Here is a 15,138-nt window from a genome sequence, read left to right on the forward strand (position 1 = left end):
GCTCTCCCCTTGAATTGTGTCTGATACCGGCAAGAGACTGCTTCGAGATCCTTTCCGGAGAACTGAATGGCGGCAGCTCCGGTAGCCGAGGCGCAACTGGCGCCACGGGTATGCGCAGCAACGCCATCAAAACCCGCCAGAGAAGCGTGTCGAGCAGCCTCAAAAAGTCTTGGCCCCGTTCACCATCAGCCGCACCGAATAGAGCGAGGTGGTGCCGGCGATGTAGAGGCAGTTCAGCTTGGCGCCGCCGAACACGCAATTGGCGGTCACCTCCGGCACCTTGACCTTGCCGATCAGCGTGCCGTCCGGATCGTAGCAGTGGATGCCGTCGGCAGCGCTGGTCCAGATGCGTCCGTCGGCGTCGAGCCGGAAGCCGTCGAACAGGCCGGCGGTGCAGTCGGCGAAGACCTTGCCACCCGACACCTTCTTGCCGTGCTTGCCGACGTTGAACACCCGCATATGCGCCGGGTTCTCAGCGCCGTGCGTACGGCCGGTGTCGACGACATAGAGCAGGCTTTCGTCGAGCGAGAAGGCGAGCCCGTTGGGCCGCACCATGTCGGTGATGACGGCCTCGATCTCGCCGCTGTCGGGATCGACCCGGTAGACGTAGCAGGCGCCGATCTCGCTCTCGGCCTTGTCGCCCTCATAGTCGGTGTCGATGCCGTAGGTCGGGTCGGTGAACCAGATCGAGCCGTCGGACTTCACCACCACGTCGTTGGGCGAGTTCAGCCGCTTGCCCTTCCATTTGGCGGCAATGGTGGTGACCGAGCCGTCATGCTCGGTGCGGCTGACGCGGCGGCCCGAATGCTCGCAGGTCACCAGCCGGCCCTGCCGGTCGACGGTGTTGCCGTTGGAATTGCCCGAGGGCTGGCGGAAGACGCTGACGCTGCCATCCGTCTCGTCATAGCGCAGCATGCGGTTGTTCGGGATATCGGACCAGACGACATAGCGCCCGGCGGCGAACCAGGCCGGCCCTTCCGCCCAGCGGCATCCGGTGAACAGCTTCTCCACCTGCGCATTGCCGTTGAACAGGCGCGCGAAGCGCGGATCGAGAATTTCGTAATAGTCTGCGGCCGCCATGCATTTCCTCCCGGCATCACGTGATACCGGATCAAGCCAGCCCGCGATCGATCTGGCAAGACGCGGCCTTCGCAATTTGTATGACAAAACAGAGAGGAAGCCGCCGCCCAGGCAGTTCTGGCCCCGATCGTCCAACCAGGACGCCTTAGGACTCGATTAACCGGCTATGCGCTGCGTGCAATGGTGCATTGCAACATATTCTTTTTGCAATGCACTAATCCTATGTCATGTTTCGTATTGACCAAGGGAGGAAGAAACCGCCGCCAGAATGCGGCACAGAAGGACCCTTGCTATGATCTTCAACGATCTCATGACCCGCGCTCGCAACAACATCGCCAAGCGCAAGCACTACAACCGCCTCGTCGCCGAAATCGACAGCTTCTCCAGCCGCGATCTGGCCGACATGCGCGCCGACCGCTCGGAAATGCTCTACCAGATCCACAAACAGATCTACGGCTGAGTATTCGGTCGACCTATCACGTTCGTCATCCTTGGGCGTAGCGACGCGAAGCGGAGCGAAGACCCCTGGAGCTGCTCAGCAGCCCGAGGGATCCATGCCGTGATCTTCGAGCGCCGCGGCGGTGCTCTTCGAGCGCCGCGGCGGTGCAGAATTTCTGTCTACCGCTGTACGCAACGCCTATTCTGATCCGAAGTATCCTTGACCAACATGGATTCCTTGGGCTGCTGAGCAGCTCCAGGGTCTGCGCCGCGTCGCTTCGCTCCTTGCTTCGCCCTAGAATGACGAAGCGCGAGAACGCCATCAGTTCGGTGCTGCTAATGCCTTGTCGATCTGCGGCAGCAAGAGATCCCGCGCCGCTTCCGCCGTCAGCGGGCCGACATGCTTGTAGGCAATTCTGCCGTCCTTGCCGATGACGAAGGTTTCCGGCACGCCGTAGACGCCCCAGTCGATCGCCGTGCGGCCGGCTTCGTCGACGCCGATGGCCTGGAACGGATTGCCGAGATCGCCGAGGAACCGGCGGGCGTTTTCCGGCCGGTCCTTGTAATTCAGCGCCGCCATGGTGAACCGCTTGTCCTGCGACAGCGCCAGCAGCACCGGATGCTCTTCGCGGCACGGCGCGCACCATGACGCAAACACATTGACCAGCGTGACCTTGCCGGCGAACGCCCTGGAATCAAGCCCCGGCAGGTTTGACCCCTCCAGTGCCGGCAGATTGGTCTGCGGCGCCGGCAGCCCGATCAGCGCCGATGGCACTTCCGAGACATCGCGTCCTGACAACAGCTGCCACAGGAACAGGCCCGCCAGGCCGAGAAAGATCAGCAGCGGCAACAGCACGAACAGGCGGCGACCACGCGTCGGCGTTTCGGTTTCGCTGCTCACGACTTTTCTGCCTCCGCCTTGTCGGAACGCCGCCGCACGCCGGCTGCTTCCAGTTCGGCAAGATCGCGCTTGCGGCCCTTTTGGTCGAGCAGGATCCAGCCGATCAGCCCGGCCAGAACAACCGCCGTGATGCCGTAGGCGGCCGTGACATAGAGTGCGTGCGCACTCATGCCTGCCGCTCCATCGGCGCGCCTCTTTCCAGCCGTCTGCCTCGTTCGATCATGCTTTCCCTTAGCGACATGCCCATGGCTGCGCAACGCGCCGTGGTTTCAAACCTACATGGCCGCCGCGCCGCCGCCCTTGATGTCGCGCAAACCATGCCAAACCTCGCTCAATCGGTTCCGTGGCGCAGCGCCAGCGCTGCCGAGGCCGGCCCCAGCACGCCAAGAAACAGCGTCAGCGCGGCAAGAATGAGGAAGGGTTGCAGGAAAGGATCGGGATCGGCCGTCGCGCCGTAGCTCGCCGAAACGCCGAAGATCAGCACCGGAATGGTCAGCGGCAGCACCAGCACCGAGATCAGCAGCCCGCCGCGCGGCAGCGCCACCGCCACCGCGGCACCAGCGGCGCCAATGAAGGTGATGGCCGGCGTGCCGACCAGCAGCGTCAGCGCGGTCGCGCCGATGCCGAGCGGCTCCATGTTCATGAACAGGCCGAGCAAGGGGGCGGCGACGACCAGCGGCAGCACGCTGCCCGCCCAATGCGCCAGGCATTTGACCAGCACGGTCAGCGCCAGCATGTGCCGGTCGTTGCCCAGCACCAGCAGATCGAGCGAGCCATCCTCGCGGTCGGCCTGGAACAGCCGGTCGAGCCCGAGCAGGCAGGCGAGCAGCGCGCCGATCCACAGGATCGCCGGGCCGATGCGGGAAAGCAGCTTCAGGTCCGGCCCGACGCCGAACGGGATGGTGGCGATGACGGCGAGGAAGAAAATGACGCCGGTCAACGCGCCGCCGCCGGCGCGGATGTTGAGGCGGATGTCACGGGCGAAGAGGGACCACATTACGATATGATCCCTTGTTGAGGCAGGCGCTCTGTGGCTTCCCCCATCCTCAACTCCGTCGCCTCGATCCCCAGCGGCAGATGCGTCGCCGCGACAATCATCCCGCCAGCCACGCAATGCTTCATCATCAGTGCCGCGAACCGCGCCTCCGAAGCCTTGTCCAAACCCGCCGTCGGCTCGTCGAGCAGCCACAGCGGCCGATGGCTGACCAAGAGCTTGGCGATCGCCGCGCGCCGCCTTTGCCCGGTCGAGAGATAGCCGAACGGCAGATGGCCGATGCCGCCGAGCCCGACGGTCTCCAGCGCCTCGTCGACACTCGAATCGCCACTTCCATTGAAATCACGCCAAAAGCGCAGGTTTTCCACGACACTCAGCGCCGTCTTCATCGCGTTCTGATGCCCGAGATAATGACAGGCCGAGGCGATCGACGGAAAGTCATCGCCGCCACCTTCGATCAGCAGCCGGCCTTCGGCCTTCGGCAGCAGTCCGGCGATGATCCGGAGCAAGGTCGATTTGCCCGATCCGTTCGGCCCGGTGACGACCAGCGCCTGGCCCTGATCGAGCGCAAAGCCGACGCCGGAAAAAACCCCCTCGCCGCCGCGTTCGCCGCCCAGATTTTCGGCGATAAGCCGCATCCCTCGCCTGCCCCGAAAACAATGTTCCGCGGTCGCTGCCGCATCGCACAAATTTGCTTTTTGACTGTCTAGAACTATTCCAGAAAATTCTCTATATGCGGTGCATCCGTGCCAGCGGTCGGCTCGGGAACAGAATTAGCGCCGAACCAGCGCACGCGCCGCCTTGAACGGCTCGGGTTGCTTGGGAACGGACAGCGGAAATGGCCGTACCCGCACCTTTGCGCGTGATTGCATGCCATCGGCGTCCGTTCCCTTTCAGGCTGAACAGACAAGGACGGATCGCACGTGTCAAAATCCCTCGATAGTTTCAATTGCCGTCGCACGCTGACCGCGGGCGGCACCGAATATGCCTATTTCGACCTCGTCGAGGCCGAGAAGAACGGCCTCACCGGCATCGCCCAGCTGCCCTATTCGATGAAGGTGCTGCTGGAGAACCTGCTGCGCAATGAGGACGGCCGCTCCGTCACCAAGGAATCGATCCAGGCGGTGGCCGGCTGGCTGACCGACAAGGGCACCGCCGGCGTCGAGATCGCCTATCGCCCGGCCCGCGTGCTGATGCAGGATTTCACCGGCGTTCCGGCCGTGGTCGACCTGGCCGCCATGCGCGACGCCATGGCTTCGCTCGGCGGCGACCCGCAGAAGATCAATCCGCTGGTGCCGGTCGACCTCGTCATCGACCATTCCGTCATCGTCGACGAATTCGGCACGCCGATGGCCTTCGCCCGCAATGTCGAGCTCGAATACGAGCGCAACGAGGAACGCTACAAGTTCCTGAAATGGGGCCAGCAGGCGTTCCGCAACTTCCGCGTCGTGCCGCCCGGCACCGGCATCTGCCACCAGGTCAACCTCGAGTATCTCGGCCAGGTGGTGTGGACCAACACCGAGGACGGCGAAACCACGGCCTATCCCGACACCTGCGTCGGCACCGATTCGCACACCACGATGATCAACGGCCTTGGCGTTCTCGGCTGGGGCGTCGGCGGCATCGAGGCCGAGGCGGCCATGCTCGGCCAGCCGGTCTCCATGCTTCTGCCCGAGGTGATCGGCTTCCGCCTCACCGGCAAGCTCAAGGAAGGCGTCACCGCCACCGACCTGGTGCTCACCGTCACCCAGATGCTGCGCAAGAAGGGCGTCGTCGGCAAGTTCGTCGAGTTCTTCGGCCCGGGCCTGTCCAACATGACGCTCGCCGACCGCGCCACCATCGGCAACATGGCGCCGGAATATGGCGCCACCTGCGGCTTCTTCCCGGTCGATTCGGAAACCATCCGCTACCTGACGATGTCCGGCCGCGAGGAAAGCCGCATCGCGCTGGTCGAAGCCTATTCCAAGGCGCAAGGCATGTGGCGCGAGGCCGGCTCCGCCGACCCGGTCTTCACCGACCTGCTCGAGCTCGAGCTCAGCAGCGTCGTGCCGTCGATGGCCGGCCCCAAGCGCCCCGAGGGCCGCGTCGCGCTGGAAGGCATTCCGGCCGGCTTCGCCAAGGCGATGGAGACCGAATACAAGAAGGCGGCGGAGATTTCCAAGCGCTACGCCGTCGAAGGCACCGACCATGATCTCGGCCATGGCGACGTCGTCATCGCCGCCATCACGTCCTGCACCAACACCTCGAACCCGAGCGTGCTGATCGGCGCCGGCCTTCTGGCCCGCAACGCCAACCGCCTCGGCCTCAAGCAGAAGCCGTGGGTGAAGACCTCGCTCGCCCCCGGCAGCCAGGTGGTCGCCGAATATCTCGAAAAGTCCGGCCTGCAGAAGGAGCTCGACCAGATCGGCTTCAACCTGGTCGGCTTCGGCTGCACCACCTGCATCGGCAATTCCGGCCCGCTGCCGGCGCCGATCTCCAAGACCATCAACGACAAAGGTCTGATTGCCGCCGCGGTCTTGTCCGGCAACCGCAACTTCGAAGGCCGCGTCTCGCCCGACGTGCAGGCCAACTACCTGGCGTCACCGCCGCTGGTCGTGGCGCACGCGCTGGCCGGCACCGTCACCAAGGACCTGACGACCGAGCCGCTCGGCGAAGACAAGAACGGCAATCCGGTCTACCTCAAGGATATCTGGCCGAGCTCGGCCGAGATCCAGGAGTTCATCGAGAAGAACGTCACCCGCGAGCTGTTCGCCCGCAAATATGCCGACGTCTTCAAGGGCGACGAGCACTGGCAGAAGGTTCAGGCACCGGAAGGTCAGACCTATGCCTGGGACGACAATTCGACCTATGTGCAGAACCCGCCCTATTTCGCCGGCATGACATCAGGTTTCGGCAAGATCGGCGACATCAAGGGCGCGCGCGTGCTCGGCCTGTTCGGCGACAAGATCACCACCGACCACATCTCGCCGGCGGGGTCGATCAAGGCCGCCTCGCCGGCCGGCAAATACCTCACCGACCATGGCGTCGGCGTCGCCGACTTCAACCAGTACGGCACGCGGCGCGGCAATCATGAGGTGATGATGCGCGGCACCTTCGCCAACATCCGCATCCGCAACCACATGCTGGGCGAGAACGGCCGCGAGGGCGGCTACACCATCCACTACCCGTCGAAGGAAGAGGAATCGATCTACGACGCGGCGATGGAGTACAAGAAGGAAGGCGTGCCGCTGGTGATATTCGCCGGTGTCGAATACGGCAACGGCTCTTCGCGCGACTGGGCCGCCAAAGGAACGAATCTCCTTGGTGTCCGCGCGGTCATCGCCCAGTCCTTCGAGCGCATCCATCGCTCGAACCTGGTCGGCATGGGCGTCATCCCCTTCGTCTTCGAGGAAGGCACGTCCTGGGCTTCGCTCAACCTCAAGGGCGACGAACTGGTCGAGATCGACGGATTGAGCTCGATCAAGCCGCGCCAGACGATGACCGCCAAGATCACCTATGGCGACGGCACGGTGAAGAACGTGCCGATCATCTGCCGCATCGATACGCTGGACGAGCTCGACTACTTCAAGAACGGCGGCATCTTGCAGTACGTGCTGCGCGATTTGGCTGCGTAGCCGCAGCCAGGGAATAGGGCTTGGGCAGTAGGGAATAAGACCCCTACTGCCTACTGCCTACTGCCTACTGCCTACTCCTTCGGCGCTCCAAACCGCGCCACCGCCGCCAACAGCACCCCCAGCATCAGCCCGTTGAGGAGGTGCCACAGGAAGTGCGTGCCAAGCGGAAAGCCGGCGCAGACGATCGGGTCGATCATCCGGCAGATGGCGGACACCACGAAGATCGCCGACCCCGCCAGATTGTACCAGCCGGCCCGGTTGCCGCTTGCCGTCACCCAGATGCCGAAGAAGGCAAGCGCCAGGAACGGCGGCAGGTAGCTCGTCGTGCCGTTCGATGCCTGGCGCAGCCAATCCGGCACGGCGAAACTTATCGCGCCGGCCACCGCATAGAAAACGACGAAGACCGCGATCGCCTTGCCCCATTCCATGCCGAGGAAGCGGCGCAGGTTAAACAGCGTATACGCGAGCGTGAAGCTGGCAATCGGCAGGATATCGGCCCAGATCGTGCCCTTGGTGGCAAAGGTATGGAAGATGGTCGAGCCGATGCCGATCGCCACCACCCACCAAGCCAGCACCTCGGCGAAAGTGCCGGCCTTGCATCGGCGTACTTCCCGCACACCCCATAGTCCCGCTGCAATGAAAGCAAGGTTGGTCAAAGCATTGGCGGGTTCGGCCCAAAGTCCAGGCCCGGTCCGCTCGCAATAGAGATCGACAGGGGTCAGGAGAGTTTGCCGCATGATGGTGATGCCACTCCCTAATCGAACCACGTCGTGAAATGCAGTGTCGGTCCTGTTGCGGCCTTACCTGCGGCGGCAACGGCAAAAATTTCACCGCAACGTGACTTCCCGTTGACTTCCGCTTCTGCCACATATTTCAGACAATCAGAACAAAGCCGGCGCCACCGGCGGGAATTGGAATGATCATGGCCTGGCGAAGATCACTTTGGCTGGCAGCCTTCGCGCTGGCCTTCTCGGCGGTTGCCGGTGCCGGCCATGCCGGCGAGACCGAAAGAATCCAGGCCGAAAAACCCTCGCCCGACAAGCCGCTCGGCGTGGTCGAACTGTTCACCAGCCAAGGCTGCAGCTCCTGCCCGCCGGCCGATGCCTTCTTCGCCGAACTTGCCACCAAGGATGACATTGTCGCGCTCTCCTATCACGTCGACTATTGGGACTATCTCGGCTGGAAGGACACGCTGAGCCGCAAGGAAAACACCGAGCGGCAATATGACTACATGCGCGCCTTCGGCAGTCGCTCCGTCTATACGCCGCAGGCGGTGCTCAATGGCCGCGCGCATGTCAACGGCGCCAATCGCGGCGAGGTCGACGGCGCGCTCGCCCGCATGGCGAGATCCGGCGAAGGCATGCGTGTGCCCGTCAAGGTCAGCCGCACCAGCGACCGCGTGATCATCGATGCCGGCGATGCCGGCGCCGGTCCGAGCGACGCCCATGTCGTCATCGTGTATTTCGAGCCGCCGCAGACGGTCAAGATCGCCCAGGGCGAGAACTCCGGCCGCAAGATGACTTATTGGAACGCCGTCACCAGCATCCAGACCGCCGGCATGTGGCACGGCAAGGCGCAGCGCTATGAGTTGCCGATGAGCGAGATCACCAAGAAGGGCGGCTGCGCCGTACTTTTGCAGTCGGTCGGCAAGGACGGCATGCCGGGGCCTATTCTCGGCGCTGCCTTCATCCACAAGCCCCTGAACAAGGCCCAGGACTTATAACCATCTCCGGCGGGCCGGATAACCTCACCATGTCCCGGCGAATGCCGTGCAAGCCAGCAGCACGCCGGTCAAAATGTTGGACAGGAAAAGCCTGAAATTCAGCTCCGGGCGCTGAAGGTCAATACGCCGGGCCTGCCAGGCCAGATGAGCGGCGATCACCGCCATTCCGGCGGCGTATGGCAGGGACATGCATGATAGCCAGCCGCCCAGCGACCACAATGCGACCGTGAGAGCGTAGAACAGGCCGAACAGGATTGCTGTCGGCTTCAAACCGAGGCGAGTGTCGTCTTTGACATCCACGTTGACGGTATCGGATCGCGCCGACCTACATGACACCAGCAGGTACCTGCCCGGTCACCTCGCAAGCGCCGGCAAGGTCTACGCCGATCTGGACCTTCAGGCATGAAAAAACCGACGTCAGCTTGCTTCTGACGCCGGTCATTTAGGTTTTGGGATCGTCGCACCCGATTTTTCCAAGGAAAAACCGAGGTTGGTTCGATCCGACGCAGACCCGTGGGCGGGGGGCTTGGGGTTTACGAGCCGGTGCCGGACCGAACCGTCTCAGGCAACGCCGGTAAATTCGTCGGAGATTGGGGCATGAGCGCGGATAAAAAAAAGGCAGAAATGTGGCGAAGCATCACCAATTCCAACATGCGGTTTGCAAACGTGACTGGACGTGACCGAAAAGGCGCATCGCCACGACCGCTTCGCCGGCTCTTGCAATTGCCGCGCGAAGGGGCCAATTTTGGTTGGCAAAGATTCATTTTGAAGGATCGAGGCATGACTGACGACAGCGGCGGGACGGGGGATGGTGACGCATCCGCAATATTGATCCCGCTGCACGAGGTGCGCAGCGCACGCCTCGACCAGCCGGTACGCTTCGACCGGCGTGAACTGGACCAGATCCTCAGGCTGTACGGACGCATGGTCGCCGCCAATGAATGGCGCGACTACGCCATCGATCATCTCACCGACAGGGCGGTGTTTTCCGTCTTCCGCCGCGCCAGCGAAGTGCCGCTGTTCCAGATCGTCAAGGATCCGAAGCTGGCCCGCAAGCAGGGCGCCTTCGCCGTCATCGCCGCCGGCGGCCGCATCCTCAAACGCGGCCAGGAGCTCGGCCGCGTGCTTGGCGTCTTCGACAGCAAGCTGAGAGTGGTCGAGGCGTGAGCCGGGAATAGGAATTGAGGAATTGAGGAATTGAGGAATTGAGGAATTGAGGAATTGATGAAAAGGCACTTACCTGACGTAAGCGCCATCTTCTTTGTTCTTCAATTCTCCAATTCTTCAGTTTTCAGTTCTTCAATTCTTCTTTGTCCCCCCGAAACTTCCGCTCCGGCAAGGAGTCCGCATCCGGCGGCAGCGACGCGCCGCCATTCAACGACAGCTGCATGAACACCGTGTCCAGCCAGCGTCCGTGCTTGTAGCCGGAGCCTTCGAGGCGGCCTGAATGGCGAAAGCCGAGCTTTTCGTGCAGCCTGACCGAGGCGCTGTCGGCATGGCCGTCGCCGATCACCGCGATGATCTGGCGAAAACCCGCCGCCTCGGCCGCCGCGATCAGGCTCCGCATCAGCTTGAGACCGATGCCCTGCCCCTTGGCGTCAGGCGCGACATAGACCGAATCCTCGACGATGAAGCGATAGGCCGGGCGCGGCCGGAAGGCGCCGGCATAGGCGTAGCCGAGCACGGCGCCGTCCTTCTCCGCCACCAGATAAGGAAAGCCGCCGGCGGTGAGCGTGGCGAATTGCGTGCCCATCTCGGCGCGGCTGGGCGGCTCCAGCTCGTAGCTCGCCGTGCCGTGAGTCACCGCGTCGGCGTAGATTTCAGTGATGGTGTCGAGGTCGGCGGCGCTGGCCGCTCGAATCACGATATTGCTCATTCTTTATGCAAGCCTTTTGTCTGCCTCTGATAACAGCAAACGCCGGCGCAAAAGAAAAGGGCGGCCGTTGGGCCGCCCTTTCCAAACTCGATGGTCCAGTCAGACCATGATGCGAAGCCTTAGAGCAATTCCAGGAAAAGTGTGAAACGGTTTTCCCGGGAAAAGCGTGTAGCGCTTTCCCTTGGGAATTGCGCCAAACAAAAATTTCGAGCGGTTCGCCGATTCCTCGAAACGGCGAGCTGCTCTAGCGGCGGTCGCCCATGAACTGCAGCAGGAACATGAACAGGTTGATGAAGTCGAGATAGAGCCTCAGCGCGCCCATGATGGCCTTGCGGCCGGCGATATCGGAAGCGTCGCCTTCGAAATACATCTCCTTGATCTTCTGCGTGTCGTAAGCGGTGAGGCCGGCGAAGACCAGCACGCCAATCGCCGAAACGGCGAAGGACAGCGCCGACGACTGCAGGAAGATGTTGATCACCATCGCGATGATGATGCCGAACACGCCCATGATCAGGAACGAGCCCATCGCGGTCAGGTCGCGCTTGGTCGTGTAGCCGTAGAGCGACAGCGCGCCGAAGGCGGCGGCGGTGGCGAAGAAGGTCTGCGAGATGCTGGCCGTGGTGTAGACCAGGAAGATCGACGACAGCGACAGGCCAACGAGGCCGGCATAGACCCAGAACGTTGTCTGCGCGGCAGCGACGCTCATCGACTGAATCCTGAACGACAGGAAGAACACGGCGGCCAGCGGCGCCAGCATCACCACCCAGCGCAGCGGCGACCCGAAGATCGCATAGCCGAAGGACGTCAGCATCTCGCCGCTCGGCAGCGTTGCGACAGCCGAGGCCGGATCGGTGGTGGTGGCCAGCATGATCGTGCCTACCGCGGCAAGACCGGTGATGAGGAGGCCAAGCCCCATCAGATTGTAAACCTTGATCATATAGGCGCGCAGACCCTGATCGATGTCGGCGCGGACGCCGGGCACCGCCGACGTCTGATAGTTGCGAATGGGATCAGCCATTGGAATCCTCTATTGCTTCTGCCCCGTCCGGTGTCGGGCCTCTTACGGACCCAGGCGCCGCTGGCAGGGCTCCAGCATGCCTATGGCGAAATATGATGGTTATTCGCGTCAAGAACAAGACCGTAACCGGATGTAACGGTTCGTGAGAGGCCGAAAGGCCGATTCCCGGGCTTTCCGACCGGCATCCTTACCAAGATTTAATCCGGGATGGTCGCTCCGGCCGCGAAATTACAGCTCGCGCAGTACTGGTGCTGCCTTGTGGCCGAGCACCCGCCAGGTGCCGGCGAGGCCGATTCCGACGGTGATCACCAGCGCAAAGACGATGGTCGCCACCGCCACCTCCGGCATGAAATGCGACGGCAGGGTCATGATGCGGGCGACAATATACCAGGCCGCGATGCCGCCGGCGGCCAGCGCGAAAATGGCGGTGGCCAAACCGATCAGCATGTATTCGAGGGAAAACGCCGTGATCAGCGTTCGCCTGGTGGCGCCGAGCGTCTTCAGCACCACCGCGTCATGGATGCGCGCCCGATTTCCCGCGGCGAGCGCGCCGGCCAGCACCAGCACCGATGCGATCAGCGCCACGCCGGCCGCCGCGCGGATCGCCGTGCCGAGCTGCCCAACCAACCGGTTGACGACATCGAGCGCATCCTTGACCCGCACCGTCGTCACCGCGGGAAAGGCGCGGGTGACGGCGTTGAGGACGCGCGCGTCGTCGGCCGTGGTGGCACTCTTTTCGGTCAGTGTCGCCATCCAGCCATGCGGGGCGCCAGCGAATGTGTTGGGCGAGAACACCATGACGAAGTTGATGCCCATCGTTTCCCATTGGACCTGGCGGAAATTGGCGATCCTCGCCGTCACATTGCGGCCGAGCACATTGACGGTGACGGTGTCGCCGAGCTTCAGTCCGATCTCCTTGCCTTCCACAGCCGAGAATGAAACCAGCGGCTCGCCGGCGTAATTGTCCGGCCACCATTTGCCCTCGGTCAGCGTCGCGTTTTCCGGTTGCCTGGCGTCGTAGGTCAGGCCGCGATCGCCTTTCAGCACCCAAGCGCCTTCGGCCGGCACCTTGACCTTGTCGACATCGACGCCGTTGAGCGCCATCACCCGGCCGCGCAGCATCGGCACCTTCGCCAGCGTCCCCTTTGGCGCCTCCTTGCCGATCAGCGCGGAGAATGCATCGACATCGCTGCCCTGGATGTCGACGAAGAAGAAGTTCGGCGCCCGCTCCGGCAGGCTGCCGGAGATCTGCTGCCGCAGATTGCCGTCGATCAGCGCCAGCGTCACCAGAAGCGTCAGCCCGAGCCCCAGCGACAACACCACCGATGGCGTCAGGGCGCCCGGCCGGTGGATGTTGCCGATGGCGAGCCTGAGCGCCACGAAGCGCACGCGCGGGCTTTTTCTCGCCGCCCATTGCACCAGTGCGCCGACCAGGCGCAGCACCAGGAAGGCGAAGATGGTGGCGCCGACGAAGATCGAGGCGATGCGCTGATCGCCGGAGAACAGGATCGCCAGCGCCGCCAGCAGCAGCGCGATGCCGAGCGCCGAAGCGACATAGACGGGACGAGGCTGGCCGCGGCCTTCGAGCCCCATCTCGCGGAACAATGCTGTCGCCGGCACGTCGCGGGCGCGGCCGAGCGGCAGCAGCGCGAAGGCCAGCGTCACCAGCAGGCCAAACAGCGCCGCCATGGCGAGCGCGCCGGGATAGAAGCCGCCTTGCGCCGGCACCGGAATGACCGATTGGAGGGCGGCACTCGCCACGAACGGCATCAACGCGCCGAGAACGAGGCCGAGCACGATGCCAAGGGCGGCGATGATCAGGATCTGCACGAGATAGACGGCAAAGACGAAGCCGCCGGAAGCGCCGAGGCTCTTGAAGGTGGCGATGACGCCGCGCTTGCCGTCGAGATAGGCACGCACCGCATTGGCGACGCCGACGCCGCCGACCACCAGCGCCGTCAGCCCGACCAGCGTCAGGAATTGCGAGAAGCGTTCGATGTTGGACGACAGCGCCGGCGCCGCATTGTCGCGCGTGCGGATCGACCAGCCGGCCTCGGGAAAGTCTTTCGCCGCCTTATCCTGAATGGCCTTGAGCCGCGCCGCGCCGGCGTTGGCGGGCAGCCGGATCTTGTATGCGTTTTCGACCAGGCTGCCTGGCTGCACCAGCCCGGTGGCGGCCAGGCCTTCCATCGAGATCATCAGCCTCGGTGCGAAGCCGAAACCGTCGGACACGGCATCCGGCTCGGTGACCAGTCTGGCGCGCAATTCGAAAGTGGCGGTGCCGAGCTTCAGCCGGTCGCCGGGCTTGAGGTGCAGCCGTTCGAACAGCAGATCAGGGGCGGCCGCGCCAAAGACGCCGAATTCTTCGCCGAACAGCTCCTGCCTCGACAGCTTCGGTTCCGTTTCCAGCGCGCCATAGAGCGGATAGGCGTCGTCGACCGCCTTGGCCTCGACCAGCGCCTGGTCCGAGCCGTCGGCCAGCCGCGCCATCGAGCGCATGCTGGCGGTGCGCGAAACGGTGCCAAGCCCGTCGAGGAAGCCGCGCTCGGCCTGGCTGGCGTCGCGTTGGTTGATCTGGAAGCGGACATCGCCGCCGAGCAGCGTCTGGCCCTGATCGGCGACGCCGGCGCTGATCGAGCGCGCAACCGAATTGACGCCGCCGATCGCCGCGACGCCGAGCGCGATGCAGGCAAGGAAGATCAGGAAGCCGGACAGGCCGCCGCGCATTTCGCGCAGCGAGAAGCGGACCGCGAGCTTCAGCGTCTGTGCCAGCGGCATCAGGCTGTGACCTTCAGGGGCGCCGGTGTTTCAATCCGGCCCGAACGCATCGAAACCTGGCGCGAGCAGCGCGCCGCAAGCGCCGGATCGTGAGTGACCAGCACCAGCGTCATGCCGCGCTCGGCCGCCTTGGCGAACAGAAGGTCGGCGACCTGCCGCCCCGTCGCCTGGTCGAGATTGCCGGTCGGCTCGTCGGCGATGAGGATGCGCGGCGACGGCGCCAGGGCGCGGGCGATCGCCACGCGCTGCTGTTCGCCGCCGGAGAGTTCGCCGGGATAATGGGTGACGCGGTCGCTCAGGCCCACCGCCGCCAGTTCGCGCGCCGCCACCGAAAACGGATCGGCATGGCCGGCCAGTTCCAGCGGCACCGCGACATTCTCGAGCGCCGTCATATTGGGGATGAGGTGGAAGGACTGGAAGACGATGCCAATGTTTCGGCCACGAAACGAAGCAATCTGGTCCTCGCTTTTGCCGTTGAGCAGCTCGCCGGCGATTCGTACCGTACCCGAATCGACCCTTTCCAGGCCTGCCAGCACCATCAGCAGTGTCGACTTGCCGGACCCCGAAGGGCCGACGATGCCGGTCGCCTCGCCGCGCGCCACCTCGAGGCTGACGCCCTTGAGCACATGGACCGACGAAGCGCCCTCGCCGAGCGTCAGGGATACGTCTTTCAGCGCGATGACGGCTTCTGTCAAAATGAAAGTGTCCTATATGGA

At 63.8% G+C, this 15,138-nt stretch carries 14 protein-coding genes and 1 pseudogene; 4 read left to right on the forward strand and 11 right to left on the reverse strand.

Features of this window, described 5'->3' with window-relative positions; all coding sequences use genetic code 11:
- Positions 1-159 precede the first annotated feature (159 nt).
- Positions 160-1,080, reverse strand: coding sequence for an SMP-30/gluconolactonase/LRE family protein (locus ACLGL5_RS05575; RefSeq protein ID WP_019862057.1), 921 nt, complete (start codon positions 1,078-1,080; stop codon positions 160-162).
- Positions 1,081-1,372: 292 nt separating this feature from the next.
- Here ACLGL5_RS05575 and ACLGL5_RS05580 point away from each other — a divergent pair, with 292 nt between their 5' ends.
- Positions 1,373-1,540: a hypothetical protein gene (locus ACLGL5_RS05580; RefSeq protein WP_019862058.1), complete on the forward strand. Its 168-nt coding sequence runs from the start codon at positions 1,373-1,375 to the stop codon at positions 1,538-1,540.
- A 300-nt stretch (positions 1,541-1,840) separates the two neighbouring features.
- On the opposite strand, the gene ACLGL5_RS05585 is transcribed toward ACLGL5_RS05580, so the two are convergent.
- The 4 genes from ACLGL5_RS05585 to ccmA all read right to left on the reverse strand — a co-directional run bounded on the left by ACLGL5_RS05585 (position 1,841) and on the right by ccmA (position 4,051).
- A complete protein-coding gene (locus ACLGL5_RS05585) occupies positions 1,841-2,419 on the reverse strand; it encodes a DsbE family thiol:disulfide interchange protein (RefSeq protein ID WP_019862059.1) in 579 nt (192 codons plus the stop codon).
- A complete protein-coding gene (gene ccmD / locus ACLGL5_RS05590) occupies positions 2,416-2,589 on the reverse strand; it encodes a heme exporter protein CcmD (RefSeq protein WP_010912356.1) in 174 nt (57 codons plus the stop codon). The genes ACLGL5_RS05585 and ccmD overlap by 4 nt, the downstream gene beginning before the upstream one ends.
- Before the next feature lie 161 nt (positions 2,590-2,750).
- Entirely contained in the window at positions 2,751-3,416 is a 666-nt protein-coding gene (ccmB, locus tag ACLGL5_RS05595) for a heme exporter protein CcmB (RefSeq protein WP_019862060.1), read from the reverse strand.
- Complete coding sequence (gene ccmA, locus ACLGL5_RS05600; protein ID WP_064981497.1) at positions 3,416-4,051, reverse strand: heme ABC exporter ATP-binding protein CcmA; 636 nt, start codon at positions 4,049-4,051, stop codon at positions 3,416-3,418. Before ccmA ends, ccmB begins: the two co-directional genes overlap by 1 nt.
- Positions 4,052-4,336: 285 nt before the next feature.
- Between ccmA and acnA the strand changes: the two genes are divergently transcribed.
- Positions 4,337-7,027, forward strand: a complete 2,691-nt coding sequence (gene acnA / locus ACLGL5_RS05605; protein WP_069090520.1) for an aconitate hydratase AcnA — start codon at positions 4,337-4,339, stop codon at positions 7,025-7,027.
- Between the two features lie 71 nt (positions 7,028-7,098).
- On the opposite strand, the gene ACLGL5_RS05610 is transcribed toward acnA, so the two are convergent.
- Positions 7,099-7,764, reverse strand: a complete 666-nt coding sequence (locus ACLGL5_RS05610) for a ceramidase domain-containing protein (protein ID WP_069090521.1) — start codon at positions 7,762-7,764, stop codon at positions 7,099-7,101.
- Positions 7,765-7,943: 179 nt separating this feature from the next.
- On the opposite strand from ACLGL5_RS05610, the gene ACLGL5_RS05615 reads away from it, so the two are divergent.
- Entirely contained in the window at positions 7,944-8,750 is an 807-nt protein-coding gene (locus ACLGL5_RS05615) for a DUF1223 domain-containing protein (RefSeq protein ID WP_019862065.1), read from the forward strand.
- Between the two features lie 24 nt (positions 8,751-8,774).
- Here ACLGL5_RS05615 and ACLGL5_RS05620 read toward each other — a convergent pair.
- A pseudogene (locus ACLGL5_RS05620) lies at positions 8,775-9,050 on the reverse strand (4-hydroxybenzoate octaprenyltransferase); the annotation flags it as partial.
- Positions 9,051-9,530: 480 nt separating this feature from the next.
- Here ACLGL5_RS05620 and ACLGL5_RS05625 point away from each other — a divergent pair.
- Positions 9,531-9,917 (forward strand): DUF2794 domain-containing protein, encoded by a 387-nt coding sequence (locus ACLGL5_RS05625; RefSeq protein WP_019862068.1) that lies wholly within the window; start codon positions 9,531-9,533, stop codon positions 9,915-9,917.
- Positions 9,918-10,041: 124 nt separating this feature from the next.
- On the opposite strand, the gene ACLGL5_RS05630 is transcribed toward ACLGL5_RS05625, so the two are convergent.
- The 4 genes from ACLGL5_RS05630 to ACLGL5_RS05645 all read right to left on the reverse strand — a co-directional run bounded on the left by ACLGL5_RS05630 (position 10,042) and on the right by ACLGL5_RS05645 (position 15,117).
- Complete coding sequence (locus tag ACLGL5_RS05630) at positions 10,042-10,626, reverse strand: GNAT family N-acetyltransferase (RefSeq protein WP_494372883.1); 585 nt, start codon at positions 10,624-10,626, stop codon at positions 10,042-10,044.
- 244 nt (positions 10,627-10,870) lie between these two features.
- Positions 10,871-11,644 (reverse strand): Bax inhibitor-1/YccA family protein, encoded by a 774-nt coding sequence (locus tag ACLGL5_RS05635; RefSeq protein ID WP_038650627.1) that lies wholly within the window; start codon positions 11,642-11,644, stop codon positions 10,871-10,873.
- Between the two features lie 228 nt (positions 11,645-11,872).
- Positions 11,873-14,422: an ABC transporter permease gene (locus ACLGL5_RS05640; RefSeq protein ID WP_069090523.1), complete on the reverse strand. Its 2,550-nt coding sequence runs from the start codon at positions 14,420-14,422 to the stop codon at positions 11,873-11,875.
- The gene (locus tag ACLGL5_RS05645) at positions 14,422-15,117 is read right to left on the reverse strand and encodes an ABC transporter ATP-binding protein (protein WP_019862072.1); all 696 of its coding nucleotides are present in this window, start codon (positions 15,115-15,117) and stop codon (positions 14,422-14,424) included. Before ACLGL5_RS05645 ends, ACLGL5_RS05640 begins: the two co-directional genes overlap by 1 nt.
- Positions 15,118-15,138: the final 21 nt, after the last annotated feature.

Source organism: Mesorhizobium sp. U510, from assembly GCF_059180695.1.